22 protein-coding genes are annotated in these 25,241 nt (G+C 60.0%); 10 read left to right on the top strand and 12 right to left on the bottom strand.

Annotated features, from left to right (window positions below):
- The first annotated feature begins 109 nt into the window (after positions 1-109).
- Complete coding sequence (locus tag ACR0AJ_RS12480; RefSeq protein ID WP_170376322.1) at positions 110-958, top strand: 2-keto-4-pentenoate hydratase; 849 nt, start codon at positions 110-112, stop codon at positions 956-958.
- Here ACR0AJ_RS12480 and ACR0AJ_RS12475 read toward each other — a convergent pair whose 3' ends face one another.
- Genes ACR0AJ_RS12475 through ACR0AJ_RS12460 form a run of 4 tightly spaced genes read right to left on the bottom strand, consistent with a single transcriptional unit; the run spans position 959 to position 7,639 of the window.
- Positions 959-3,001, bottom strand: coding sequence for a hypothetical protein (locus ACR0AJ_RS12475; protein ID WP_170360871.1), 2,043 nt, complete (start codon positions 2,999-3,001; stop codon positions 959-961). It lies immediately after the preceding gene.
- Positions 2,998-5,763, bottom strand: coding sequence for a DUF4159 domain-containing protein (locus ACR0AJ_RS12470; RefSeq protein WP_480740970.1), 2,766 nt, complete (start codon positions 5,761-5,763; stop codon positions 2,998-3,000). The genes ACR0AJ_RS12475 and ACR0AJ_RS12470 overlap by 4 nt, the downstream gene beginning before the upstream one ends.
- Positions 5,760-6,635 (bottom strand): DUF58 domain-containing protein, encoded by an 876-nt coding sequence (locus tag ACR0AJ_RS12465; RefSeq protein WP_480740968.1) that lies wholly within the window; start codon positions 6,633-6,635, stop codon positions 5,760-5,762. The genes ACR0AJ_RS12470 and ACR0AJ_RS12465 overlap by 4 nt, the downstream gene beginning before the upstream one ends.
- On the bottom strand, positions 6,632-7,639 hold the full coding sequence (locus tag ACR0AJ_RS12460; protein WP_170349703.1) for an AAA family ATPase: 1,008 nt from the start codon (positions 7,637-7,639) through the stop codon (positions 6,632-6,634). The genes ACR0AJ_RS12465 and ACR0AJ_RS12460 overlap by 4 nt, the downstream gene beginning before the upstream one ends.
- 64 nt (positions 7,640-7,703) lie before the next feature.
- Here ACR0AJ_RS12460 and ACR0AJ_RS12455 point away from each other — a divergent pair, with 64 nt between their 5' ends.
- Positions 7,704-8,282, top strand: coding sequence for a DUF1285 domain-containing protein (locus ACR0AJ_RS12455; protein ID WP_170396677.1), 579 nt, complete (start codon positions 7,704-7,706; stop codon positions 8,280-8,282).
- Here ACR0AJ_RS12455 and ACR0AJ_RS12450 read toward each other — a convergent pair.
- The gene (locus ACR0AJ_RS12450; protein WP_480740966.1) at positions 8,279-9,214 is read right to left on the bottom strand and encodes a DMT family transporter; all 936 of its coding nucleotides are present in this window, start codon (positions 9,212-9,214) and stop codon (positions 8,279-8,281) included. The genes ACR0AJ_RS12455 and ACR0AJ_RS12450 overlap by 4 nt on opposite strands.
- Before the next feature lie 181 nt (positions 9,215-9,395).
- Between ACR0AJ_RS12450 and ACR0AJ_RS12445 the strand changes: the two genes are divergently transcribed.
- Together ACR0AJ_RS12445 and ACR0AJ_RS12440 are read left to right on the top strand one after the other, a co-directional pair.
- Entirely contained in the window at positions 9,396-10,151 is a 756-nt protein-coding gene (locus ACR0AJ_RS12445) for a hydroxypyruvate isomerase family protein (protein ID WP_480740965.1), read from the top strand.
- 62 nt (positions 10,152-10,213) lie between these two features.
- Entirely contained in the window at positions 10,214-10,444 is a 231-nt protein-coding gene (locus tag ACR0AJ_RS12440; RefSeq protein WP_170349700.1) for a DUF2798 domain-containing protein, read from the top strand.
- A gap of 58 nt (positions 10,445-10,502) precedes the next feature.
- Here ACR0AJ_RS12440 and polA read toward each other — a convergent pair whose 3' ends face one another.
- The 3 genes from polA to ACR0AJ_RS12425 form a co-directional block, all read right to left on the bottom strand.
- On the bottom strand, positions 10,503-13,301 hold the full coding sequence (gene polA, locus ACR0AJ_RS12435) for a DNA polymerase I (RefSeq protein ID WP_480740964.1): 2,799 nt from the start codon (positions 13,299-13,301) through the stop codon (positions 10,503-10,505).
- A gap of 90 nt (positions 13,302-13,391) precedes the next feature.
- Positions 13,392-14,054, bottom strand: a complete 663-nt coding sequence (locus ACR0AJ_RS12430) for a YrbL family protein (RefSeq protein ID WP_170349698.1) — start codon at positions 14,052-14,054, stop codon at positions 13,392-13,394.
- Positions 14,055-14,088: 34 nt separating this feature from the next.
- Complete coding sequence (locus tag ACR0AJ_RS12425; protein ID WP_480647658.1) at positions 14,089-14,268, bottom strand: zinc-finger domain-containing protein; 180 nt, start codon at positions 14,266-14,268, stop codon at positions 14,089-14,091.
- An 87-nt stretch (positions 14,269-14,355) separates the two neighbouring features.
- On the opposite strand from ACR0AJ_RS12425, the gene ACR0AJ_RS12420 reads away from it, so the two are divergent.
- Positions 14,356-15,348 carry an ABC transporter ATP-binding protein gene (locus ACR0AJ_RS12420; protein ID WP_480647798.1) on the top strand — a complete coding sequence of 331 codons (993 nt, stop codon included), beginning with the start codon at positions 14,356-14,358 and terminating at the stop codon, positions 15,346-15,348.
- Here ACR0AJ_RS12420 and ACR0AJ_RS12415 read toward each other — a convergent pair.
- Positions 15,345-15,809 carry a DUF1203 domain-containing protein gene (locus tag ACR0AJ_RS12415; RefSeq protein ID WP_480740962.1) on the bottom strand — a complete coding sequence of 155 codons (465 nt, stop codon included), beginning with the start codon at positions 15,807-15,809 and terminating at the stop codon, positions 15,345-15,347. The two genes, ACR0AJ_RS12420 and ACR0AJ_RS12415, sit on opposite strands and share 4 nt — an antisense overlap.
- Positions 15,810-15,918: 109 nt before the next feature.
- Here ACR0AJ_RS12415 and ACR0AJ_RS12410 point away from each other — a divergent pair, with 109 nt between their 5' ends.
- The 3 genes from ACR0AJ_RS12410 to ACR0AJ_RS12400 all read left to right on the top strand — a co-directional run bounded on the left by ACR0AJ_RS12410 (position 15,919) and on the right by ACR0AJ_RS12400 (position 20,383).
- Complete coding sequence (locus ACR0AJ_RS12410) at positions 15,919-18,837, top strand: error-prone DNA polymerase (protein WP_480638363.1); 2,919 nt, start codon at positions 15,919-15,921, stop codon at positions 18,835-18,837.
- A gap of 51 nt (positions 18,838-18,888) precedes the next feature.
- Positions 18,889-19,302 (top strand): group III truncated hemoglobin, encoded by a 414-nt coding sequence (locus ACR0AJ_RS12405; RefSeq protein WP_170349694.1) that lies wholly within the window; start codon positions 18,889-18,891, stop codon positions 19,300-19,302.
- Between the two features lie 142 nt (positions 19,303-19,444).
- Entirely contained in the window at positions 19,445-20,383 is a 939-nt protein-coding gene (locus ACR0AJ_RS12400; protein ID WP_170349693.1) for a DMT family transporter, read from the top strand.
- 41 nt (positions 20,384-20,424) lie between these two features.
- Here the strand turns inward: ACR0AJ_RS12400 and ACR0AJ_RS12395 are convergent, their stop codons facing one another.
- On the bottom strand, positions 20,425-21,150 hold the full coding sequence (locus ACR0AJ_RS12395) for an NYN domain-containing protein (protein WP_170349692.1): 726 nt from the start codon (positions 21,148-21,150) through the stop codon (positions 20,425-20,427).
- A gap of 94 nt (positions 21,151-21,244) precedes the next feature.
- On the bottom strand, positions 21,245-22,357 hold the full coding sequence (locus ACR0AJ_RS12390) for an S-(hydroxymethyl)glutathione dehydrogenase/class III alcohol dehydrogenase (RefSeq protein ID WP_170349691.1): 1,113 nt from the start codon (positions 22,355-22,357) through the stop codon (positions 21,245-21,247).
- 129 nt (positions 22,358-22,486) lie between these two features.
- Between ACR0AJ_RS12390 and ACR0AJ_RS12385 the strand changes: the two genes are divergently transcribed.
- Together ACR0AJ_RS12385 and ACR0AJ_RS12380 are read left to right on the top strand one after the other, a co-directional pair.
- Positions 22,487-22,777: an I78 family peptidase inhibitor gene (locus ACR0AJ_RS12385; protein WP_170349690.1), complete on the top strand. Its 291-nt coding sequence runs from the start codon at positions 22,487-22,489 to the stop codon at positions 22,775-22,777.
- Between the two features lie 61 nt (positions 22,778-22,838).
- Positions 22,839-24,491 carry a DUF6504 family protein gene (locus tag ACR0AJ_RS12380; protein WP_480647651.1) on the top strand — a complete coding sequence of 551 codons (1,653 nt, stop codon included), beginning with the start codon at positions 22,839-22,841 and terminating at the stop codon, positions 24,489-24,491.
- A gap of 3 nt (positions 24,492-24,494) precedes the next feature.
- On the opposite strand, the gene ACR0AJ_RS12375 is transcribed toward ACR0AJ_RS12380, so the two are convergent.
- Positions 24,495-25,220, bottom strand: coding sequence for an SDR family NAD(P)-dependent oxidoreductase (locus tag ACR0AJ_RS12375; protein WP_480740960.1), 726 nt, complete (start codon positions 25,218-25,220; stop codon positions 24,495-24,497).
- Positions 25,221-25,241 lie beyond the last annotated feature (21 nt).

Here is a 25,241-nt window from a genome sequence, read left to right as displayed (position 1 = left end):
ATCCCAGGTAACTTGCGCCCAGCATCCCGACAGAGCGTGAAAAAGTGTTTAAGCCGTTGCCCGAACACGGACCATCGTGCCAGAGTTTTCGAAAACCCGGAGGTCTGCCATGCCGCGAAAAACATACTTGCCAATACTCTGCGCCATCACGCTGGGTTCTCATGCGGTGGCGGATTGCGCCACAGAAGCGCAGATCGACCAATATGTGCAGGACTATCTGACCAACACGCCGACGGCGGCCCTTTCTGCGGATGGCAGCATGGAAGACGCGCTGTGTACACAGGCCAAGATAGTCAGTGTGTTAGAACCACATTTGGGGCCGATCATCGGCTATAAGGCAGGCCTGACCAGCGCCCCCGCGCAAGAGCGGTTCGGCGCATCTGAACCGGTTCAGGGCGTTCTGTACCGCGATATGATGCTGGACGACGGGGCCACTGTACCCGCCACATGGGGTGCGCGTCCGGTTTTTGAGGCCGATTTGGTGCTGGTTGTCGGCGACGCTGGCATCAATCAGGCGACTACCCCGGCCGAAGTTCTTGCCCATATCTCAGCCATCCGCCCCTTTATCGAGCTGCCGGATCTTACCCTGGCCGAGGGGGAGCCAATCACGCCGGTTACCCTAACCGCCATTGGCGTTGCCCCGAAACTCGGCGTGTTAGGCTCTGAAATTCCCGTATCCGATCCTACAGCGATGACGCAGGCGTTGCAGGATATGACGGTCACACTCCGCGCCGCGGATGGCGAGGTACTGGCGCAAGCCCCAGGGGCGGCCGTTTTGGGGCACCCGGCAAATGCGGCCCTATGGCTGATGTCGAAAGGTATCGAGTTTCAAGCCGGCGACCTGATTTCGGTCGGGTCTTTCGGCCCGCTTGTGCCGCCTGCAAAGGGCAAAGGCGGGGCGTCCGTCACCTATGCGGGTCTGCCCGGTGATCCCACGGTCAGCGTGGTGTTCGAGTAATCAACGTCGCCCTTCGCGCAACCATCCGGCCAGCAAGAAGCCACCGGCCAGCACCAGCACCAGCCAGGGCGGTAAAAGCCCGGCCTGTGTGACATCGCGCGTCTCATAGGCTTCTCGCGGGGTCAGGCCGATCCATCCGCGCCCAGCAGCCGGACGCCCGGCGCGGACATTGCGGATAGACGGCAACCCGTCTTCCAGTCGGATGGTACCCCCGCGCAATTCGGCCAGTACGGGTTTCAGCACCTCATCAGTGGCGATGGTGCGCTCAAACTCTTTCGGCGCAGCGGGGCCCAGCCCGATCACTGCCATCTGGTCACCTTCCTGAAGACGGTAGAGGCCAATCTCGGGTCCAAAATATGTCGCCTCGAACCGCCCAGGGGAGACCTCATCGAGCGTTATTTCAAGCGTTTCGCCATCGGGGCGGGTGATGGTCACCGGTCCGACCTCATCCTCCAATGTCTGACGGATGATACGCATGACCTGCCCGTTGGCTTCGGCCCATAAGGCTTCTTCCTCAAGCTCGGGTTCTTTCATCATCCAATGGGCCAGACGGCGCAACAGTTCCAATTGCGGCCCGCCGCCCTCAAAACCCCGGCTCCACAACCAGGCATGGTCCGACGCCAAGAGCGCCACGCGCCCTTCGCCCACGCGGTCCAGCACCAGCAGGGGTCGCTCATCCACACCGGTCATCAACAGCTCACCCGTGCGGTGGTTGACGTCGATCTGGCGCAGCCATGCGCCCCAATCCTCGGAATCCCCCAGATCTGTCGTCACCGGGTGGCGATGGCCCAGATCGGTCACCATGGGCACGAAACGTTCCTCGATCACTCGGGCAGTGGGTTGTGCCGGCAGAATCGGCGCCAAAGGTGAACGGAAGATGCTGTCGGCGCTGGCAAAATCCGGCCCAGCCGCAATCAAAACAGCGCCGCCTTCGTTGATATAATTGGTGACATTGTCCAGATAGATCGCGGGCAGGATGCCGCGCCGTTTGTAGCGATCAAAGATGATCAGGTCGAAATCGTTGATCTTTTCCAGAAACAGCTCGCGCGTTGGGAAAGCGATCAAGGACAACTCGTCCACCGGCACGCCATCCTGTTTCTCGGGCGGGCGCAAGATGGTGAAATGCACCAAATCGACCGAGCTGTCGGATTTCAGCAGATTGCGCCAGGTCCGCCCACCCGGATGCGGCTCACCCGACACCAGCAGCACGCGCAACCGGTCACGCACCCCGTTCATCTGGATCAACGCGGTGTTGTTGCGGTCGGTCAATTCGCCCTCTGCCTGAGGCACAGTGAACTGGATGACATTGCGCCCACCATGCGGCAGAGCGATGGGCAATTCGACATCGACGCCGATGGGAATGGTGAATTGTTCCGGCTCGGCCCCATCTACTGATATCTCAAGCGGCGCAGTGGTCGCCCCGGTAGGCGCAGCGCCGCTGTCTTCGACGCGCAAGGTCAGGGTGACAGGTTCGCCGATAATGGCAAAGGCAGGGGCATTGCGGACGATCAGGCGGCGATCCCAGTCGCTTTCACGTCCGGTTTGCAGCAAGTGCATCGGCGCGGGCAGGTCGGGGGCCTGCTCGACATCATGCACCAGACCGTCTGAAACCACCAGAATACCCGCAATCCGTGCGCGCGGCTCTTCGGCCAGTGCGGCGCTCAACGCGGCCATAACCTGCGTGCCTTCGTCGCCGTCTCCGTCGGCGACCTTGATCCGGCGCAGCTCGGTATTGTCACGGGCTTCGATTTCAGCAGCCAAACCCTCGGCCGCCTGTGCGGTTTGGTCGGCGCGATCCGAAAGGGCCTGACTGGCGCTTTCATCCTCGATCATCAGCACGATATCAGTCAGCGGCGCACGGTCTTCGACCTGATAGACCGGACCCGCCAAGGCCGCGATCACCACCAGCGCCGCCAGCCCGCGCAAGGCCCAACCAGACAGGCCGCGCCAAAGGGCCAGCAGAACCCCTGTGACCGCAATCGCGGCGACAATGGCCAGTACTGGCCACGGGATCAGCGGATCAAAGATGACTGTTCCGGTCATTGTCCCAACCTGTCCAAAAGCGCAGGCACGTGTACCTGATCCGATTTGTAATTCCCGGTCAGCACATGCATCACCAGATTGACCCCAAAGCGATTGGCCAGTTCACGCTGACGTTCCCCGGCATAACCACGCCCGACTGGCAACAGCGCCTGTCCGTTGCGGTCAATTGCCCAAGCCCCGGCCCAGTCATTGCCGCCAATCACCACAGGGGTGACGTTGTCGTTGAGATTGCGAAATGGCATGCCCTCGATCTGTTCGGCATCCACCGGGGCGGCCTCGACCCAGATTTCTGTACCAGCGTAGCGACCCGGGAAATCCTGCAGCAGGTAAAAGGCTCGGGTCAGAACATGATCACCCGGAACAGGCTCTAACGCGGGAATATTAAGCGGGGCCGCCAGTTGTTGCAGTTTGCGCCCATTGGGGCTCGAGGCCCCAAAGCGCGCGATATCCGCATCACGTGTGTCGAACAGGATCATGCCACCCGACCGCAAATAAGCGTTCAGTTTAACATAGGCCTCAGCCGAAGGCTGCGGCTGATCCGGAGTGATCGGCCAATACAGCAGCGGGAAAAACGCCAGTTCATCGCGCTCTAGATCCACCCCAAAGGGCTCGGCAGGTTCAACTGATGTGCGATAGAACAACGTTTGCGACAAGCCACGCAGACCAGCACCTGCCACATCGTCAACCTGCGCATTTCCGGTCAGCACATGGGCCAGCACCAGCTCATGCGTGGCATTCAGTGCGAATTCTGTATCCTCGGGCGTCTGCGCCTGCGCCTCGGGCACCAACAGCATGGCACCCAGCGCAACCGCCGCCGCTTTGGCCAGACCAAGGCGGCCAGACAAGGCCAATGAGGCGATCACATCAATCGTCAGAAATAGCAGAGCGAGGCTGAGCAGGATGCCCCCGACAGGTGTCTCAGAGTTCACCTCCTGCCCTTTGATCGGTACATCCGAAGGCCAGATTGCCGGGCTAACCACTGCCTCTTCTGTCAGAACATTCAAGGCCAGCTTCTGTTTGCCGCTTTCATAAAGGCCGGGCTGCAATTCGGGGCCGATTGTGCCCGAGATCAGCTCGACCCCGTCCACGCCAGCCAGATTGCCCGCATCAGACAGGGCGCCAAAGCCGTCCATCACTTGCAGCGGCTCCCACGTGGTGCCCTGTAGCTGCGAATCCTGCCGAGATTTCGCCGCTGAGGCCACGGCCAGACGGTCCAACATCTCAACAAACAGCCCCGAAAGCGGCAGGCTGGACCATTCTGCATCTGCCGTCACATGGAACAGAACCACCTGGCCCAAGCCCAGCGCCTTGCGTGTGACCAGGGGCGTGCCGTCGGACAGCGACGCAATCACCCGATCCGCCAAGTTAGGGTCTGGTTGCGCCATGACCTGTGTTGTGACCGTAACATCGCCGGGCACCTGCAAGCCGTAGAAAGGCGAGTTTTCCGGGAAGGGTGCCAGCCCCTTGGCCTCACCCCAGCTCATCGCGCCACCGACCGAGCGACCGCCGCTGCGCAGACGTACCGGCAGCAATACATCTTCGGAATCGCGGCCCAGGTCGCTGGCGGCCATGCGCGGACCGGCAAAGCGCAGCAATAATCCGCCCTGTTCGACCCATTCCACCAATGCCGTCTGTTCCCCGGGCGACAGTTTGGCCACATCGGCCAGAACGATGGCATCAGGATTGGCAGGTAAAACTTCCAGCAACCCTCCATCCACGAAATCCGCAGTGGGACTCAGGACCTGGGTCAGATAGTGCAGCGGTGAGAGCAGTTCCAACCCTTCACGGTTCAACGTTCCGGCGATCAGGGCGACCTCGCGTCGGCGAAGGCTGTCATCCGTTAGCGTTACCGCACCGGCCGAACGCTGCCCCTGAATCTCGAACCTTGTGATCCGTCCCCGCAATTCGGATGGCAGGGCAAGCTCCACCTGCGCAGTTGTTTCATTTTCTTCGAAAACGGCATCAGCGCTGTGCAGAATGCGCATGACACCCGCCGGGTCGCGGCCCTGAGCCACAAGCGTGACAGCCGTCGCCGGCCCGGGTTCAGATCGTCTTGCAGTCAGTTGAATAACCCCATCCTGATACACTGCCGGAACCATCGCCAGCACCGGGGCGGCAGATTGATACACCGTCACGTCACCACGCGATTGCAAAGTGTCCAGAATTCGGGCGCTGTTCGGGTAAGCCAGCTTGTCGCTGAACCAGAATGTGTCAAAGTCCTCTTCGATCTGATCCAGCACGTCAATTGCCTGCGTGATCTGGGTTTCGCTTGGTTGCCATGGCACCGGAACCATCCCCGGCAACCGCCCGCGCCAGGCCTCTGCCGCCTGAAAGACAGGGGTTTCCGGCTCTGTAAGGCGCAAAATGGATACAGGACGGCCCGCGCGTCCGGCCTCAACAAACTGGGCGTCAATTTGCTCCAGCGTTGCTGGCCATCCAGTAGCCCCGGCCCAGCTTGCATCCAACACCAAAAGCAACGGGCCGGACCCGGCCTGAATACGTGACGGATTCAATACCGGTCCGGCTAATCCGATGATGATCGCGGCAACTGCCACCATCCGCAGCAAAAGCAACCACCACGGGGTACGGTCCGAAACGCTTTCCTTGTCCTTCTGTCCCAAAAGCAAAGTGACCGCGGGAAACAAGCGGCGGATCGGTGCAGGTGGAACTGCGCGCAGAATCAGCCACAGGATCGGCAGGGCCAGCAGGCTCAGCAATACCCAAGGGGATGTGAAGCTGATCACTGACAGAAATGCCGTCATCGCAAGCTCCCGTCCAAAGCGCGGTACAGCCACAGCAGCGCCGCCTGTGCGCTGTCTTCAGTGTGGTGCAGGCCATATTGCCAATTTGTCGCCCGGCACAATTGCTGTAGCGCTTCTTTGCGCTCCGCCAGCCGCTCAAGATACCGGCCACGCAAAGCACCAGCTTTCAGGGTCTCGTGTTTCAAGGTTCGTCCGACACTCTCGAACACGGTGCGGCCGTGATAGGGAAAAGATTCCTCGCTGGGGTCCAGAACATGCATCAAAACGCCCCGTACACCACGGTCGGCAGCTTTGGTCAGGGCCAGCTCCACCTCGCTCATCGGGCCCAGAAAGTCCGATATGAACACGGCACGCGCGCGCGGGATCATGGCGCGATGCTCGGGCGAGGCGTAATCGTCCTGCACATCGCCTGACCAGGCCTGCGCCAGTCGGAGGATTTGCGCGTTTCCGCGCCGGGGCGGCAGCGTGGTGCCGGTTAGGCCCACGCGCTCTCCACCGCGAACCAGCAGGATCGAGATTGCCAAACCCAGCAAACGGGCCCTGTCACCTTTCGTGGGAAGGTTCTTGTTGGACGCAAACCGCATCGAGGCACCCTGATCCACCCACAGCATCACCGATTGCGCGATCTGCCATTCCCGTTCACGCACAAACTGCTGATCCCCGCGGGCCGAACGCCTGTGGTCGATCATCCGACGGCTGTCACCGATCTGCGCTGGGCGGTATTGCCAGAAATCGTCACCAAGGCCCGAGCGCCTGCGTCCATGATCGCCCAGCAAAACGGTTCCGGCCAGATGTTCTGCGCGCGCCAACAGCGGCGGCAGCCGGGATGCCTCGGCCTCGGATCTTTCTCGAAGGGTCAGCGCGGCATTCACGCCGCGGCCTCGGTACGGATTAACCCGGCGGCCGTCGAGTCGATCAGCTCAGCCAGACTATCACCACGCGCGCGCGCCGCGAAGTTCAGCGCCATCCGGTGGCTGAGCACCGGGCGGGCCATGTCCAGGACATCTTCGGCATTTGGCGCCAACCGCCCCTGCAACATCGCGCGGGCCCGCACCGTCATCATCAGCGCCTGCGCCGCACGGGGACCTGGACCCCAGGCAACTGTTTCTGCGACGCGCTCGGACGCACCCGCCTCTTCTGGGCGGAACGCACGAACCAGATCAAGAATCAACTCCACAACCGACTCTCCCACCGGCATGCGACGCAGCAAAACCTGCGCGGCCAGCAGTTCATCTTTGGTGAAAATCTGATGGGCTTCGTCTTCTTCGACCCCTGTGGTTGCAAGCAAAATGTCTCGTTCGGTCTGACGGTCAGGGTATTCAACATCGACCTGAACAAGGAACCGGTCCAGCTGCGCCTCGGGCAGGGGATAGGTGCCTTCCTGTTCAATCGGGTTTTGCGTGGCGAGAACATGAAACGGCTCGCCCAGCGGGCGATCTTCGCCCGCCACGGTTACGGTGCGTTCCTGCATTGCCTGTAGCAGAGCCGACTGAGTCCGCGGGCTGGCGCGGTTGATCTCATCCGCCATCAGCAACTGACAGAAGATCGGGCCAGAGATGAAGCGGAAGTGGCGGGTGCCGTCATCAGCGGTGTCCAGAACCTCGGACCCCAGAATATCGGCAGGCATTAGATCGGGCGTGAACTGGATACGATTGCCATGCAAGCCCATCACCGTCGACAAGGTTTCAACCAATCGCGTCTTACCCAGCCCCGGCAAGCCGATCAACAAAGCGTGACCGCCGCACAACAGCGCAGTCAGGGTCAGGTCAACGACCCGTTCCTGTCCGATAAAGCGACGGGTGATCGAGGCCTTGGCCTCTTGCAGCTTGTTTTCCAGCGCTTCGATCTCGGACACGAGGTCGGCAGGTTCGCTCATGACTTTCCCTTCCGTGGACTATTATGATTGAAGTGTATCGCGCTGAGAGGAAATGGCAAAAGCAATGAGCGGACAAAAACCTGTGACCCCTTCACCTGATGGTCTGGCAGCATCAGTCAAAGCAACCAAATCCAAGGGTTTGCCGCCTGTTCACCTGTGGAATCCTCCGTTTTCCGGCGATCTGGACATCAAGATCGCAAAAGATGGCACCTGGAGTTATTTAGGGTCGCCCATCAACCGGTTCGAGCTTGTGAAGCTTTTTTCCTCAATTCTTAAGAAAGAAGACGGGAAGTATTACCTGGTAACCCCGGTGGAAAAGGTTGGAATCACCGTCGAGGATGCGCCCTTTGTGGCCGTCGATTTCGATATCGAAGGGGAAGGTGACGGGCAAAGCGTGACTTTTAGCACGCATGTCGGTGACCGCGCTGTGGCGGGGCCGGATCATCCCATCCGCATTGTCATCGACGAGGAAACAGAAGAGCCGTCGCCCTATGTATTGGTGCGCACAAACCTTGAGGCGCGGATTGATCGTAAAAGCTTTTACCGCCTTGTGGACCTTGCCCAGCATCAGGATGGCTGGTTCGGCGTTCGGTCGGGGGGGCGGTTTTTTCCTTTGATTCCGTCCGAGGACCTGCCGGATTAAGCCCGTCGCGGGACCCGGCGATCCTGCGCCAGAACCACAGCGACAGCGACGATGCTCGCGCCCAGCGCGCGGGTCCAATTCCACTCTTCGCCCAATACCAACATGATCAGCATCACATAGAAGGGTGCGATGTTGATATGAAACGAGGCCAATGCCACGCCCAGCTTGCCCACCGACGCGATGAACAGCACCTGACTCAGCCCCAGCGAAACCAGCGCATAGATGACCAGCATCCCCATCTGCTGCACATCAATCGGTGCCGAGGGCAGGATATCCATGCCAGCCTGACCCGCCGCAAAGAACAGGAATGCAGCCACGATCAGCCCCCCAACCAAGGTAATCGTGCTGCGCCCGGTCTGGCTGAGGTCGGGGAAATCCCGCGCTGTCGCCATGCTGGCCCAACAAAACAGCCCGGTTGACAGGATGGCACAGCCCGCACCCAACCCCAGCTGCGCCGGAGCTACCGCACTGGTGGCAATCAGCCCGCCGACGATCGACACAACCAGACCTACCGCAAAATTCCACCGCAACCGCCGTGCGCCAGTCGCCAGTTCCAACAGCGTCGCGAACAAAGGCGCGCAAGAGGCGATGATGGCCACTGTTACCGGGTCAGTCAGTTTTTGCGCCACAATGATCAGGAACATGCCAGCGCCCAGCGTCCCGCCAACAAACAACGCATGTCCCCAACGGGCGCGCAATACGCGTGACGAACCGTCAATCAGCAACCAGACCGGAACCAGAAACGCCACCGCCAATACCAATCGTGCTGCAAACAGGGCCACCGGAGGCCAGCTTTGCAACAGCACCTCGGCGGCCGGAAATCCCGCCGCCCAAGTCAGCATGGATGCAACCGCCAGACCATTGCCAGACACCGCGGATGTCCGTCCGCCAGACACAGTAAGGGCGTTCCCGCGCACGGGGTCAGGGCTCATTGCCATCGTGTTCAAACCTTCTGTTGGCACGGCGCGCAAAAATGATTCGCCGCGTTGCCCCAAAAGTCTCTAATTTGATCCAGGCGATCTGGCCGATTTTCGACAATCTGTCGTTTTTGATCCCCTTCCCCAAAAATCGCCGTCCCGCTAAGGTCCGGCCAACAGCTGCCCGAGACCGCCCATGCCCAAATTTGCCGCCAATATCTCACTGCTCTTTGCTGAGCTTCCGTATCTGGAGCGTTTCCAGGCGGCGGCCGACGCCGGGTTCAAAGCGGTCGAAATTCTGTTTCCTTATGAACTGGCTGCAAAGGAAACGCGCCGCGCGCTGCTGGCAAATGGACTGGAACTTGTTCTGATCAACGCGCCGCCGCCCAATTACACCGGGGGTGAGCCCGGCTATGCCGCAGTTCCGGGCGGCGAGGCGCGGTTTCAATCCGATATCCGCCGTGTCTTGCGCTATGCCGAGATCCTACGACCAGGGCTGATCCACATCATGTCGGGTTATGCCGCGGGTTCGGACGCGCAGGACTGTTTCGTGCGCAACCTGCAATGGGCCGCCGATTTTGCCCCGCAACAGCAGTTCACGATCGAACCGCTGAATCCGGTTTCCCAGCCCGGGTACTTTCTGAACGATTACGATCTGGCAATGCAGGTGCTGGACCGTGTGAACCGCCTCAATGTCGGCCTGCAATATGACAGCTTTCATGCTCATATGATCCACGATGACGCGGAAACTGTCTGGAATCGCTTTCACCCGCGGATCGTTCACGCCCAGATCGGCGCCGCCCCCGACCGCTGTGAACCGGGGCGCGGACCGACAGATTTCCAACGTCTGTTCGCAGCGATGGACGCAACGGGTTATTCCGGCTGGGTCAGCGCCGAATATATTGCCTCCACGTCACGAACAACGGACAGCCTTGACTGGATGCGGGGCTAGCTCTGGCGTTTTGACGGAAAATACAGCACATCAGGGGAAACAAGACCATCAGGATGCCCGCAATGATCCCCGCCCGCTTTTCCCGCGCCTTGTTCAGCCTGATCATGTCGGGCCTCATGTCCTGCCTGGTGACCGGGATCGCGACGGTAAAAGCCATCGGGTTTGGCCCCAACACCGTCAGCGACTGGATAGCGTCCTGGGCCTTTTGCTGGCCCATCGCCTTCACCGTCATCCTGCTGCTTGGCCCATCCGTGCAACGGTTGGTCAACCGCCTGGTCAGGCCACAGGACTGACCCGCTGTGAAGAGGGCCCGCCGGGCCTGATGAACTGCGCTGCCCTTGTTTTTAGCAGCTAGTGCGCCTCGGCCCAGTTGGCCCCTTGCCCCGAGTCCACGCTCAGCTTCACGTCCAACTTTACCGCCGGATCCGAGGCGCCTTCCATCACGTCGCGCGCCACGTCGACCACCTGATCCACCGCGTCCTCAGCCACTTCGAACAGCAATTCGTCATGCACCTGCAACAGCATCTTTGCGGGTAACCCATTAATCGCATCCGGCATTCGCACCATTGCACGGCGGATCACATCTGCTGCTGTACCTTGGATCGGCGCATTGATTGCTGCCCGGCGTGAAAATCCCGCATGCGGTCCCTTGGCGTTGATCTCGGGCGTATGGATTTTGCGCCCAAACAGCGTCTGCACGTAACCATGCTCTTTGGCAAAGGCGACGGTGTCGTCCATGTAGCGGCGAATACCGGGGAACCGCTCGAAATAACGGTCGATGAAACCCTGCGCCTCGGCTCGTGGGATGCGCAGGTTGCGCGCCAGTCCAAAACCCGAGATGCCATAGATCACACCAAAGTTGATAGCCTTGGCCTGACGGCGGATATCCGGCGTCATCTCGTCCAGCGGCACATCAAACATCTCGGACGCGGTCATAGCGTGAATGTCCAAACCATCTGAAAACGCTTGTTTCAGAGCCGAAATATCGGCGATATGCGCCAGAATCCGCAATTCGATCTGGCTATAGTCGAGACTGACCAGCACATTGCCCGGCTCGGCAATGAACGCCTCGCGTATGCGCCGCCCTTCTTCCGTGCGCACCGGGATGTTTTGCAGGTTGGGATCGGTCGAGGCCAAACGCCCCGTGTTCGCCCCAGTGATCGAATAAGAAGTATGCACCCGGCCCGTATCCGGATTGATATGGGTCTGCAGCGCGTCGGTGTAGGTCGATTTCAGTTTGGACAGCTGCCGCCAATCCAACACTCGGCGCGGCAACTCATGCTCGGTTGCCAGATCTTCCAAGATATCCGCCCCGGTCGAATATTTACCGGTCTTGCCCTTTTTGCCGCCTTCCAGACCCATCTTGTCGAACAGGATCTCACCCAGCTGCGCGGGTGAGCCGACATTGAAGTTCTCTCCCGCCAGCTCATGGATTTCAGCCTCTAATCCCGCCATTTTCTGCGCAAACGCGTTCGACATGCGGCTCAGGACGTCGCGGTCGACCTTAATGCCGTGCATCTCCATCTCTGCCAAAACCGGCACCAGAGGGCGTTCGAGCGTCTCATATACTGTGGTCACCTGCACCTGATGCAGTTGCGGCTTGAACAGTTTCCACAGGCGCAGAGTGATATCCGCATCCTCGGCAGCGTAAGCCGTAGCTTCATCAATCTGAACCTTGTCGAAAGTGATCGCCGACTTGCCCGAGCCCAGCAATGGTTTGATCGGGATCGGCGTGTGGCTCAGATACCGCTCGGACAGGGTATCCATACCATGTCCGTGCTCGCCCCCATGCATCGCATAGGACATCAGCATGGTGTCATCGATCGGTGCCACGTCGACGCCGTACCGCTTAAAAATCTTGGCATCATATTTCATGTTCTGCCCGATTTTCAGGATCGACTGGTCTTCGAACATCGGTTTCAGCAGGTTCAGAGCCTCATCCAGCGGCATCTGCCCCTCGGCCAACGCATCCGACCCGAACAGATCATCTGTTGCGCTTTCGCGGTGAATCAACGGGACATAGCAGGCCTCGCCCGCCTCAACGCAAAGCGAAATGCCGACCAGTTCAGCGATCATCTCATTCAGACCGGTGGTTTCGGTGTCCACCGCGACCCAGCCACGCTCATACGCCTGATCAATCCACTTTTGCAGCGCCCCGGCATCGCGTACGCATTCGTATTTCGACGCATCAAAGGGGACGGCCTCAGCCTCGGCCTCTTCGACCGCAGGTGCGGGCGCATCAGCGATTACCGGGGCCTCGGCCCCCAACTTGTCGGCGATGCGCTTGGTCAGGGTGCGGAACTCCATCTCGGCCAGAAAACCCAGCAGAGTGTCCGGTTCGGGGTCTTTCACCTCAAGATCGTCCAGGGTGAAATCCAGCGGCGTTTGTTCGTCCAACTGCACCAACTTTTTCGACAGCTCGATCTGATCGCGCTTTTCGATCAGCGTCTGGCGGCGTTTGGGCTGTTTGATCTCTTCGGCGCGGTCCAACAGGGTTTCCAGATCGCCATATTCGTTGATCAGCAAGGCCGCTGTCTTAATCCCGATCCCCGGCGCACCCGGCACGTTATCGACGCTGTCACCTGCCAGCGCCTGCACGTCGACCACCCGTTCCGGCCCAACACCGAACTTTTCGAACACCCCATCGCGGTCGATGCGCTTGTTCTTCATCGCGTCCAGCATTTCCACGCCGCCGCCGACCAACTGCATCAGATCCTTGTCCGAGCTAACGATTGTCACCCGTCCGCCGGCATCGCGCGCCTGCACGGCGAGGGTCGCGATGATGTCGTCGGCTTCATAGCCCTCTAACTCTTTGCAAGCGATGTTGAACGCCTGCGTCGCCTCGCGCGTCAGCGGCATCTGCGGGCGCAGATCTTCGGGCATCGCCTCGCGGTTGGCCTTGTACTGGTCATACAGGTCATTGCGGAAGGTGTGCGATCCCTTGTCGAAAATCACGGCCACATGGGTCGGCGCGTCCGGCCCGGCGTTTCCTTCGACATATTTCTGCAGCATGTTGCAGAACCCAGACACAGCGCCAATCGGCAACCCGTCGGATTTCCGCGTCAATGGGGGCAGCGCGTGATAGGCCCGAAAAATAAAAGCCGATCCGTCGATCAGATGCAGGTGACATCCTTTTCCGAAATTGCTCATGTACGCGCTCCGTTCTGGTTGGGAACGGTTCTGCCACAGGGTTGTGCAGGTGACCAGCGCAGAAGACAAACAAACTGCGGATCCGCTTGCTTAGCCGAGGTTGAATACCCTGCGCGCCTTATCCCAGACCAGCCCTGTACGATCTGCGATTTGCTGCAACTGCTTGTTTAGGGACCGATCATTCAAACGACGGCTCAGTGACCGCAGGGGAACAAGGTTACGCTCACCATACCCATCGATCAGAAGAAACATCCGGGTCTGACCGCGCAACCCGTAGACGATGTTTTCCGCGTGGATGTCACGGCCCACAATCTGCAGTTCGAACAACTTTTCCACAAAACGGTTGAGGTCACCCAGCATCTGATCGCTCAGCCCCTGCTGTCGGCACATCGACAAAAGATGGTTCGCAAGCTGGCCATCGCTGGATTGAATCCGTTCAACCACAACCCCCGGCCCGACATCTGTCTGCACAACGCCGAACGACCGCGCCAATGGCAGCTGCGCGATTTCCTCACCGCTTTTCAGCGCGGCTTTCATCTCACATTCGATCTCTTTCAAGGCGTTGCGAAAGGCGGTGTCCGGCAATATCCGCCGCACCAACCGTTTAGAGAACGAGCGGTTCCGGCGTGTACGGGGCCGTGTCACCTTGATCAAAAGCGCGGGCTGATCCGGGTAGGCATACACATTTCTGTGGCCGCCTTTTGCCAGTGGCTCCTGATCCGATAGCCGCAAAAGCTGCACTGCATATGGCATCCGGCCTCCGTTTCGCGCGGCACCTGCCACTCTGTCAGCTTTGTGCCTGGCTGCCGGACAGCACAAATTTGCAATCACAGTACGGACACTCGACCCAACCGATATCCCCGGGGATTTGCAGCCAGACGCGCGGATGGCCCAATGCGCCTTCCCCGCCGTCACAGGCGACACGGGCGGTTTCGACGATCTTGGTTTCCGGCGCTTCGATTGTCACGGCTGGCGATCCTTCTTCGGTTGTCGGCCTCGCGGGCATGCATTAGGTGCGTTTATGAGCGATGAGCAAACCGGGGGCAAGGGTCACATGGCCGATGCGGCAATCAGGATCGAAGGGCTGCGCAAAACCTATCGTGGCGGCAAGGGCCAGCCCGAGAAGAGCGCATTGAAAGGCATCGACCTGACCGTTCCACGAGGGTCAGTCTTTGGCCTGCTGGGGCCGAACGGGGCCGGAAAATCGACCCTGATCAACATCCTGGCCGGGCTGGTGGTGAAAACCTCGGGCCATGTGTCAATCTGGGGCTACGATCAGGACCAGAGCCCTCGCCAGTCCCGTGCTGCCATTGGCGTGATGCCGCAGGAACTGAACCTCGACCCGTTCTTCACCCCGCGCGGTGCGCTTGAGGTACAGGCTGGCCTTTACGGCGTGCCCAAAGCACAGCGCCGCAGCGATGAGATTCTGGAGCTTGTTGGCCTCAGCGACAAGGCCGAGGCCTATGCGCGAACCCTCTCGGGCGGGATGCGGCGGCGGCTGCTGTTGGCCAAGGCGCTGGTGCATCATCCTAAGATCCTTGTGCTGGATGAACCGACGGCGGGCGTGGATATCGAACTGCGTCAGATGCTGTGGGCCAATGTGCGCAATCTGAATGAACAGGGCATGACCATCATCCTGACCACGCATTATCTGGAAGAAGCACAGGAAATGTGCGACGAGATCGCCATCATCAACCACGGCGAAATGATCGCGCAGGACAGCACCGCCAACCTGCTGGGCCGGGTGGACAGCCGCACCATGGTGATTGCTCCGGACAGCCCGATTGTGAATCTTCCCACAACCGAAGGCGTCGAAGCCGCTTTGCGAGACGATGGCACCCTGGTATTGAGCTATCGCAGCGCCCAGACCAGCGCCGAACAGGTTCTGGAATCCGTACGCTCTGCCGGCATTCGCATCCGCGATGTTCGTACCGAAGAAGCGGATCTCGAGGATGTCTTCCTCGCCCTCACCTCATCCCGCGCGAATGAAACCCCGGCGGACGATCAGGATCAGCCGCGCCGGGGCATGCACCGGGTCAAGCTTTAGACCCGGTCGATTCGGGCCTTGTAGCAATTGTTTCGCGCGGATCGGACGTGGATATAGCTCACATCGGGGCGGGCAAAGATATCCCTGACCGCAGTGGCAATCTGGTCTGTGGCTGTGATCGCTCCGGTGCCATAGACGATCCGGTCATCGGTTCCGTAGCCCTTGATCAGATAGTCGGGTGACGTGGTCAGAATTTCAGGCAGCCCTTTCCCCTCGTACCGCTCACACTGTGCAGCGCATAGAAATATCGGACCCGTTTCCGCGTAAGGATGTGTCTCTAGAAAAGGCCGGTGCGCCAATATTAGCATCTCTTCGCCCTCAGGAATATTCTGCAGGCAATGGCGGCATGGATTGCCTGTGCCTGTGGATGTCGCGCGCTCTGGCGTGGCACCATAAGCATCCGGGTGACCAGCCTGAAGGGCGCGCACTTCGTCGGTTGCCAATGCGGTGATCTTGAACATTTTGCGTCTCCTTTTGCCCAATCATGCCCACCCGGAAAATCCCAATCGACCCGTTTCCTGCGCAAAGGACTCGAAAAAGAACAAAACGTGAATATAATATGGAATCGCCATGTATGCCGAACTGTCGATCACGTCGAATTTTACCTTTCTCACCGGGGCTTCACATCCCGAGGAATATATGGAGCGTGCCGTCACCCTTGGCCTACCGGCCATCGCGATTGCCGATGACAATTCGGTCGCCGGAATCGTCCGTGCCCATACCCAAGCGCGCGAAATCGCCCGCAAGGTACGTGAACGGCTGGAGTGGGAAGCGCAGAACACCTCTATCGGCCCACCTTGCCCCGATCACATCCCCAAACCGCCCTCTTACCCCATCCACGCGGTGCCGCGCCTGATCCCAGCGGCGCGGCTGATCTTTACCGACGCGCCCACCGTCACCGCCCTACCCCTGAACCGGCAGGGCTGGGCCAACCTGTGCCGTATCCTGTCGGCTGGCCGCCTGCGCGCCGAAAAGGGCGACTGCATTCTACAGCTGTCCGATCTGCTGGAGTTTTCCGACGGTCTCCACCTGCTGCTCTGGCCACAGGCGACACCGTCTCCGGGCGGCGCGAACGGATGGCGGACACAGGCGCAACAGCTAACGCGCCGCTTTGCCGGGCGGATGCATCTGTTGATGCACCCCCGGTATGATGGCGCAGATACTGTCTATTTCTCTTTATTAGAGACTGAATCAAAGCAACTCGGCATTCCCACCCTAGCCAGTGGCACACCGCTGATGCATCACGGCACCCGTCGCAAGCTGGCCGATGTGGTGACCGCCATCCGCCTACGCCGCAAAGTCGATGAGCTCGGTCGCGAGGCGCTGGCCAACGGGGAACAGCGCCTGCGGTCTGAGGCCGAGATGCTGCGGATATTCAAAGGCCACGAAGGCGCGGTCACCCGCGCCCATCAACTCAGCGAACAGCTAACCTTTTCTCTGGACGAGCTGCGCTATGAATATCCCAGCGAGGGCAGCGATCAGGAAACCCCGACCCAACGCCTGCACCGCCTGGCGCATGAGGGTTTAAAATGGCGCTATCCGGCGGGCGCGTCGGAAAAGGCGCAAAAGATGCTGGCGCATGAACTGACCCTGATCGGTAAGCTGAAATACGAGCCCTATTTCCTGACCGTCCGCGACATCGTCCATTTCGCCCGCTCGCGCGGTATCCTGTGCCAGGGGCGGGGCTCGGCGGCCAACTCGGTGGTCTGCTTCTGCCTTGGCATCACCGAAGTCAGCCCCGAGATGGGCACCATGGTCTTTGAACGCTTCGTGTCCGAGGCCCGCGATGAGCCCCCCGATATCGACGTCGATTTCGAACATGAACGGCGTGAAGAGGTGATCCAGCACATCTACGACCGCTATGGCCGCCACCGTGCGGGTCTCTGCGCCACCGTGATCCACTATCGCGGCAAACGCGCCATTCGTGAGGTCGGACGGGCGATGGGCCTGACAGAAGACACCATTTCAGCCTTATCCTCACAACTCTGGGGCTTTTTCTCTGCCGCCGGGCTCGAGGCTGAACGTATGCGCGAAATCGGTCTCGACCCCGAGGATCGCCGCCTAAAACAGACTCTAATGCTGGTCTATGAGATCAACGGCTTTCCCCGCCACCTTTCGCAACATGTCGGCGGTTTCATCATCACCGAGGGGCGTTTGGACGAGCTGGTCCCCATCGAAAACGCCACGATGGAGGACCGCACGGTCATCTGCTGGGATAAGGACGACATCGACTCTCTGGGTATCCTCAAGGTCGATGTCCTCAGCCTCGGAATGCTCACCTGCATCCGCAAGGCGTTCGACCTGATCGGCCAACACCACCAGACCAGCTATACGCTGGCCACCCTGCCGCCCGAGGACCCAATGGTTTATGACATGCTGTGCAAGGCAGACAGTATCGGCGTGTTTCAGGTAGAATCACGTGCGCAGATGAACTTTCTGCCCCGGATGCGGCCCCGCAATTTCTATGATCTGGTGATCGAGGTCGCCATCATCCGCCCCGGCCCCATCCAAGGCGACATGGTCCACCCCTATATCCGCCGCCGCAACGGAGAAGAGGAGGTCAGCTTCCCCTCGGACGCGTTGGGCGAGGTGCTGGGGAAAACGCTGGGCGTTCCGTTGTTTCAGGAACAGGCAATGCAGATCGCCATTGTCGGTGCCGGGTTTACCCCGGAACAGGCCGACCGCCTGCGCCGGTCGCTGGCAACCTTCAAGAAACATGGCAATGTCAGCGAATTCCGTGCGCTGTTCCTGCGCGGCATGAAGCGCAACAGCTATGACGACGACTTTGCCGAGCGCTGTTTTTCTCAGATCGAAGGCTTCGGCTCTTACGGTTTTCCCGAAAGCCACGCGGCCAGCTTTGCGCTGTTGGTCTATGCCTCGGCCTGGATCAAATGCCATCACCCGGGGATTTTCGCGTGCGCGCTGCTGAACTCGCAACCGATGGGGTTCTATGCGCCTGCTCAGATCGTGCGGGATGCACGCGAACATGGGGTTCAGGTGCGCCCGGTCTGCATCAATGCCAGTTTCTGGGACAATGTGATGGAACCCGACGGTCATGGCGGGCTGGCCCTGCGGCTGGGGTTTCGCCAGATCAAAGGCCTCAGCGAGGAAGACGCCAGTTGGCTGACCGCCGCGCGCGGCAACGGCTACACCCAGGTCGACGATGTTTGGCGTCGTGCCGGGCTGGGGCCGTCGGTGATCGAACGGCTGGCCGAAGCCGATGCCTTCGCCGCCTGCGACCTGACCCGGCGCGAGGCGCTGTGGCAAGCCAAGGCGATTGCCACCGCCAAACCTCTACCGCTGTTCTCACAGAATCTGGAAGGCGAGGCGCTGGACGAGCCCGAAGCCTATCTGCCCCAGATGACGCTGGGCGAACAGGTGGTCGAGGATTATGTGGCCACCCGTCTCAGCCTCAAGGCGCATCCGGTGGCCCTGCTGCGGCATATTCTGACACCGGACCAGCGCGACAAAACCACCCCTGTAGCGTAACCCCTGAACCGGCTATTGACCGCGAACAGAATCGAAACCCCGAGATCACGCATGTCCAGACCAACCATGCCCCCGCGATTCCCCGCGACGCCCGAGCAAATCAACGCGCAGGTCAGCGCCTTCTATGCTCGCGTCCGGGAAGACAAAGTGCTGGGGCCAATCTTCGACCGACATGTCGATGACTGGCCCGCGCATGAGGAAAAAATTGCCGCCTTCTGGCGCAACGCCATCCTGTTCGAGCGTAGCTATGACGGCAATCCACAGCGGGTTCATATCGAGCGGCCCGATGTAAAACCCGAATTCTTCGCCCATTGGCTGGATCTGTTCGAAGAGGTCGCCACCCGGATGCTGCCACCGGAAACCGCCATTCCCTGGGTCGCCTTGGCGCGTCGTATCGGTGTGGGGATGAAAGCGGGTGTTCAGTCTGCCCGTCAGCCTAAGGACGCGCCACCGATCCTGCGATGATCGGATATCATACCGGCTTTGACATGCTAGCGGTAAAATAGGGGCTATCAGACTCTGCAAAATGGGTTTATGCAGCGCGAATAGACAGCCCGAGATCACTCCGTGCCGCCCTAAACACCGCACATCACCCGAGGCCAGACTCATGAGCACTCAAAACACCACCCTCCGGGGTCTTGGCTATGCGTTTGCGGGCTTTGCAGTTTTTGCGAGTCATGACGCACTGATCAAAGTGCTGGGCGGGACCTATTCGGTGATGCAGATCATCTTTTTCGCCACGCTGTTTTCCTTCGTGCCGATGGCGGTGACAATCCTGACCGACCGGACAACCGGGAACTTCCTGCCCCATCACCCTTGGCTGGTACTGCTTCGCTCAGCCTTGATGGTTTCGTCCATGGTCTGTGCTTTCTATTCCTTTTCGGTTCTGCCGCTGGCTGAGGTCTACTCGCTGCTGTTTTCCTTCCCGCTGATCGTCACCGTCCTGTCGATTCCGATATTGGGAGAGGTCGTGCGCGCCCAACGCTGGGCCGCCGTTGGTGTTGGTCTGATCGGTGTCCTGATCGTCTTGCGCCCCGGTGCCACGGATATCACCCTGGGCCATCTCGCGGCCCTGACGGCCGCGTTCTGCAGTGCCTTTGCGTCCGTTCTGGTGCGCAAGATCGGGAATGAGGAACGCTCGGCCGTATTGATCCTATATCCGATGCTGCTGGCCATTGTAGCGATGAGCCTTGCCCAACCCGCCGTGTATCTGCCGCCCTCGCTGCTGCATCTGGCAATGATGGCGCTGGTCGGCGTGTTCTCGGTGATCGCCCAGCACCTGATCATTCTCGCCTATCGCGCCGCGCCTGCGGGCGTTATTGCCCCCAGCCAGTACAGCCAGATCATCTGGGCCACGATTTTTGGCATGGTTTTCTTTGGTGAACGCCCGGACATCTGGGTGGCGGTTGGCGCAAGCGTCATCATCGCGTCCGGTGTCTATGTAGTCTGGCGCGAAAGCCGCACCAACACCACCTCGGCCAACACCCCTGTTCTGCGGGTACGGTCACCGCGGTCAGATACCGGGGCGTCACGGCCGGGGGAGTAAGGGCAAAAACACGCAAATTCAGGGATCTCTGACAGCCTTTTTCAGCTGTCCTTATGCCTGATCATAAAGTGGCCGTTCGCCCCTTTTTCTTCAAATTTTCCGGTCGCACGCACCAAATCGCTCAACCTCTTGTAACCGTAAGTACGGGAATCGAAATCCGCGTAGATTTTGCTGAGTTGGCTGCCAACGAGCCCAAGCCTAACCCATCCGTCTGGCTCATCTGTGTTCCGAACCACATTGTGAATCAACTGGAAGGCATGGTTCAGATCATATTTTGTTTTTTGGGGGGCCGCAGTCTCAGCCGGCTGGCTGACTGATGCAGTTTTTTCGATATTCTCAACGTAAATAAATCTATTGCACGCTGTGACAAAGGCTTTGGGTGCCTTACGTTCTCCAATACCAAAAACATCCAATCCCTGTTCCCGGATCCGACTAGCAAGTCGGGTGAAGTCGCTGTCAGACGACACCAGAACAAACCCACCAAACCGTTCCGAGTGCAGAATGTCCATGGCATCAATCACCAACGCGATATCGCTGGAGTTTTTACCGGATGTATTGGCAAATTGTTGGTGGGGAACAATGGCGTATTTGGCCAATGACTTAGCGTCCCAACCTTGTGGCGACCCGTTCGAGAAATCACCGTAAATGCGCCTCAGGCCAGCTTCGCCTAAAGTAGCTATTTCTTCAAAAATCTCTTCGGCATGTTTTGCGGGCACGTTGTCCGCATCAATCAGAACCGCAAGGCGGTCTGTCCTTCCTGTTGTCACCTCAATCCCTCAACTATAAATTTTATTCGTAACATGGAATGTAATGACAAAAAGGGCGGGCAAAAGCCCACCCTTTCGGATTTTTCAAGTTTTATCAGTAAACAACCACCGACCGGATGCTCTCACCTTTATGCATCAGGTCAAAGCCGTGATTGATGTCGTCCAGACCCATGGTGTGGGTAATCATCGGGTCAATCTCGATCTTCCCGTCCATGTACCAATCAACGATCTTGGGCACATCGGTCCGGCCCCGCGCACCGCCAAAGGCGGTGCCGCGCCACGACCGGCCTGTGACCAGCTGGAAGGGGCGGGTCGAGATTTCGGCACCAGCAGGCGCTACGCCGATAATGATCGATTCTCCCCAGCCCTTATGCGCCGATTCCAGCGCGTCACGCATCACACCGACATTACCGGTGGCGTCGAATGTATAATCCGCACCGCCCTTTGTCAGGTTGACCAGATAGGAGACCAGATCGCCCTCGACCTCTTTGGGGTTCACGAAATCGGTCATGCCAAACTTGGTGGCCATTTCCACCTTGGACGGGTTCAGGTCAACGCCAACGATCTGGTCAGCTCCGGCCAGACGCAGGCCCTGGATCACGTTCAGGCCGATACCGCCCAGACCGAACACGATGGCGCGGCTACCAATCTCGACCTTGGCGGTGTTGATCACCGCGCCAATACCGGTCGTCACGCCGCAGCCGATGTAACAGATCTTGTCGAACGGAGCGTCCTCACGCACCTTGGCCAGCGCAATCTCGGGCAGGACCGTGTGGTTAGCGAAGGTCGAGCAACCCATGTAGTGCAGGATCGGATCGCCATCCAGCGTCGAAAAGCGCGAGGTGCCATCGGGCATGAGGCCCTTACCTTGGGTTTCGCGGATCGCCTGACACAGGTTAGTCTTGGGGTGCAGACAATATTCGCATTCGCGACATTCCGGGGTGTAGAGCGGGATCACGTGATCGCCCGGCTTCAGGCTGGTCACTCCCGGGCCGACCTCGACCACCACGCCCGCGCCTTCGTGGCCCAGAATGGCGGGGAACAACCCTTCGGGGTCAGCACCCGACAGGGTGAATTCATCGGTGTGGCAAATGCCGGTGGCCTTGATTTCCACCAGAACCTCGCCCGCTTTGGGGCCTTCGAGGTTTACTTCCATCACTTCCAAGGGTTTGCCGGCCTGAACGGCGACGGCGGCACGGGTACGCATATCGTTGTCTCCCTGTCTTCTTTGCCCCGACCCTGCGTCAATCGCAGAGGGTTTTCAACTGCGCTTTGGTGACAGATCGGCTAATGATTTGATATTGCAGAAACGACATTGCCGCAAAGAGGAACGCCAATGCGCCGATTTATTCCGATTTTGATCTTGCTGGCCGCTTGTGCCGAAACGCCACCCGCACCGGAAGACGCCCGCCTTGCACCCGAAGCCGCACCGGTCGATCTGGCCTTTTGCGAGGGTGAACCCTTTGGCGATTCCATTGGTCAACCGGTTTCGACCATTCAGGGCCAGCTGCCTGAACGCGCGCGTGTGTTAGGGCCGGATGATTTGGCCACGCAGGATTACCGCATCGACCGGTTGAACGTGTTCGTCAATGACGCCGGGATCATTCAGCGTCTGACCTGCGGGTAGGCGTGGACTCGGGGTATGATTCTACGGTAAGAACAAAATGGGAACATTTTGATGTCTGCCGATGCCCAAACGACGAATACTCTCACTCTGGTTTCCCCGTCTGGGGGCTGAACGGCTGGTCCGCGCTGCGCGGGGCCTGCAGGATGGGCCTTTGGCCGTGGTGGCCGAGCAGGCGAACATGCAGGTTGTCACCTCGCTGAATGCACAGGCTCAGGCCGCCGGGTTGCGCGTGGGTCAGCCGGTGCGCGATGCCCATGCCATGTGCGCGAATCTTGTGACGCGCCCTCGCAATACCCCCGCCGAGACCGCGTTTCTAACCGCTTTGCGCCGCTGGGCAGGCAAATTCAGCCCCTGGGTGGCCGAAGAATCACCGGACGGGCTGATTGTCGACCTGTCGGGCTGCGCCCATCTGTTCGGCGGCGAAGAGGCGTTGCTGAGCGTACTTGAGGTCGACTGCGCCGATATGGGCCTGAGCGTACAGATGGGCATCGCCGACACGCTGGGCGCGGCCTGGGCGTTGGCGCGATACGCCGGGCAAGAGGCCACATCCGACCGCAACGGCGACGCCATCAGCCAAGAGGCCCGTGCCACCCGTGCCCGCGCCACCAAACGGCGGCACTGGACCAAAGGTGGCGCCGCGCCGCAGGTGATGGCCTTGGGTGGTGGCGCGCGGATTGCAGCGCCGGGACAATCCTATGGCGCGCTCAGCCCCCTGCCCATCGCGGCGCTGCGGTTGGAGGATCAGACCGTGGCGCAGTTGAACCGGCTGGGCCTGCGCCGGATCGGCGATCTGTTGGGCCAGCCGCGTGCCAGTTTGGCGCGGCGGTTCGGGCGGGGTCTGGTGCTGCGGTTGGATCAGGCCATGGGCAGCGCGCCCGAACCGGTCTCGCCCGCCCGTCCGCCCCATCGCTTTGCGGTGCGGATGACCCTGCCCAACCCAATCGGTCTGATCGAAGACGTCATGGCCGCCATTGATCGGATACTGCCCACGCTTTGCGCAAAACTGGAGGAGAAAGGCCGCGGCGTTCGCACCCTGCGGCTTGAGGCACATCGCGCCGATCAGGCGGCTGAGATTATCGAGGTTGGTCTGGCCCGCCCGACCTTTGACAAATACCGCATTCGCCCTTTGTTAGAGATGAAAATCGACAAGATTGATGCAGGTTATGGCATCGACATGCTGCGGCTTGTGGCGGTCCAGACCGAGCCTATCCACGCCCGCACCATGGCGGGTCATGCCGAGGCCCACCGCGCCGTGCGGGATCGGCTTGAGGGCAACACCGCCGTCGACGACCTGATCGGTAAGCTGGGCGCACGCGTGGGGCTGGAGGCGATCACGCGGCGGCACCCGGCGGCCTCACATATCCCCGAGAAGACGGCGCAGACGCTGGCCGCAGCCTGGTCGGAACCGGCGCATGACTGGCCTGCCCCTCCGCGTCCCCGCCCCTTGCAGATGTGGCAACCCGAACCGGTGATGGCGCCGGAAACCCCGGACGTGCCCAGCGCCTTTCGCTGGCGTGGGCGCGACTGGCAACTGGCACAAGCCACGGGCCCGGAACGCATTGCGCCGGAATGGTGGCTGGACGATCCCAACTGGCGCAGCGGCGTGCGCGATTACTGGGTGGTGGTGACCGAACAGGGCGAGCGGCTGTGGCTGTTTTATGGCCATGGCGGTACCATGTCGGCAGGATGGTTTTGCCAGGGACAGTTTTGTTAGAGTCTATTTTTCACGATAAACCAGCCAATCAGGCAGATAGTCGATCAGACGCACCAGCCAGGAAAATGGTGCTGGAAAATCAGTACGGAATCGGCGACGTGACATCGCTTTGACCACCCGGTCCGCTGCATCCTCGGGCGTCATCAGCATCGGCATCTTGAAAGTGTTCTTCTCGGTCAGGCGGGTCTTGATAAAGCCCGGATTGACGATGCGCACCGTTACCCCTGTGCCCGCCAGGTCGAACCGCATGGTCTCGGCCAACGAAACAAGTGCTGCCTTGCTGGCCGCGTACCCCACCGCCGCGGGCAAACCCCGATACCCCGACAAAGACCCGATCAGCGTGATATCCCCCCGACCCCTGCGTACGAACCTGCGTACAACCTCACCCAGAACCCGCAGGGCACCCGTGTAATTCACATCCGTCATCGCCAGCACGGCCTCGGAATTCCAATCGGCAGAGCGCATCGGTTCATAAGCTCCGGCGTTATAGACCAACCCGTCCACCTCTCCGGCCTCGACCGCGGCACGACGTACAGCGTCCAGATCTGTCACGTCGCACGGAACAGCTTGCGCATTTGGCAGGGCAGAACAAATCTCGGTCAGACGCTCGGTATTGCGGGCAGACAGGATCAGATGTGCGCCCTGACGGCTCAGCGCCTCGGCCAAAGCACGGCCCAGCCCTTCGCTGGCGCCAACGATCCAATAGGTTTTTCCTTCAAAGCTGCTCATGCCCTGACCAATACAGTTGTG

The sequence above is a fragment of the Ruegeria sp. CJ9 genome (genome assembly GCF_056536625.1).
Note: the sequence above shows the minus strand (reverse complement) of the source record. Positions and strands in the feature narration are given on the sequence as shown.

Excerpts from the sequence above, each read along its gene's own strand:
- ACR0AJ_RS12480 (WP_170376322.1), top strand. The coding sequence starts at position 110 with ATGCCGCGAAAAACATACTTGCCAATACTCTGCGCCATCACGCTGGGT.
- ACR0AJ_RS12475 (WP_170360871.1), bottom strand. The coding sequence starts at position 3,001 with ATGACCGGAACAGTCATCTTTGATCCGCTGATCCCGTGGCCAGTACTG.
- ACR0AJ_RS12470 (WP_480740970.1), bottom strand. The coding sequence starts at position 5,763 with ATGACGGCATTTCTGTCAGTGATCAGCTTCACATCCCCTTGGGTATTG.
- ACR0AJ_RS12460 (WP_170349703.1), bottom strand. The coding sequence starts at position 7,639 with ATGAGCGAACCTGCCGACCTCGTGTCCGAGATCGAAGCGCTGGAAAAC.
- ACR0AJ_RS12455 (WP_170396677.1), top strand. The coding sequence starts at position 7,704 with ATGAGCGGACAAAAACCTGTGACCCCTTCACCTGATGGTCTGGCAGCA.
- ACR0AJ_RS12450 (WP_480740966.1), bottom strand. The coding sequence starts at position 9,214 with ATGAGCCCTGACCCCGTGCGCGGGAACGCCCTTACTGTGTCTGGCGGA.
- ACR0AJ_RS12445 (WP_480740965.1), top strand. The coding sequence starts at position 9,396 with ATGCCCAAATTTGCCGCCAATATCTCACTGCTCTTTGCTGAGCTTCCG.
- ACR0AJ_RS12440 (WP_170349700.1), top strand. The coding sequence starts at position 10,214 with ATGATCCCCGCCCGCTTTTCCCGCGCCTTGTTCAGCCTGATCATGTCG.
- polA (WP_480740964.1), bottom strand. The coding sequence starts at position 13,301 with ATGAGCAATTTCGGAAAAGGATGTCACCTGCATCTGATCGACGGATCG.
- ACR0AJ_RS12430 (WP_170349698.1), bottom strand. The coding sequence starts at position 14,054 with ATGCCATATGCAGTGCAGCTTTTGCGGCTATCGGATCAGGAGCCACTG.
- ACR0AJ_RS12420 (WP_480647798.1), top strand. The coding sequence starts at position 14,356 with ATGGCCGATGCGGCAATCAGGATCGAAGGGCTGCGCAAAACCTATCGT.
- ACR0AJ_RS12415 (WP_480740962.1), bottom strand. The coding sequence starts at position 15,809 with ATGTTCAAGATCACCGCATTGGCAACCGACGAAGTGCGCGCCCTTCAG.
- ACR0AJ_RS12410 (WP_480638363.1), top strand. The coding sequence starts at position 15,919 with ATGTATGCCGAACTGTCGATCACGTCGAATTTTACCTTTCTCACCGGG.
- ACR0AJ_RS12405 (WP_170349694.1), top strand. The coding sequence starts at position 18,889 with ATGTCCAGACCAACCATGCCCCCGCGATTCCCCGCGACGCCCGAGCAA.
- ACR0AJ_RS12400 (WP_170349693.1), top strand. The coding sequence starts at position 19,445 with ATGAGCACTCAAAACACCACCCTCCGGGGTCTTGGCTATGCGTTTGCG.
- ACR0AJ_RS12390 (WP_170349691.1), bottom strand. The coding sequence starts at position 22,357 with ATGCGTACCCGTGCCGCCGTCGCCGTTCAGGCCGGCAAACCCTTGGAA.
- ACR0AJ_RS12385 (WP_170349690.1), top strand. The coding sequence starts at position 22,487 with ATGCGCCGATTTATTCCGATTTTGATCTTGCTGGCCGCTTGTGCCGAA.
- ACR0AJ_RS12380 (WP_480647651.1), top strand. The coding sequence starts at position 22,839 with ATGCCCAAACGACGAATACTCTCACTCTGGTTTCCCCGTCTGGGGGCT.
- ACR0AJ_RS12375 (WP_480740960.1), bottom strand. The coding sequence starts at position 25,220 with ATGAGCAGCTTTGAAGGAAAAACCTATTGGATCGTTGGCGCCAGCGAA.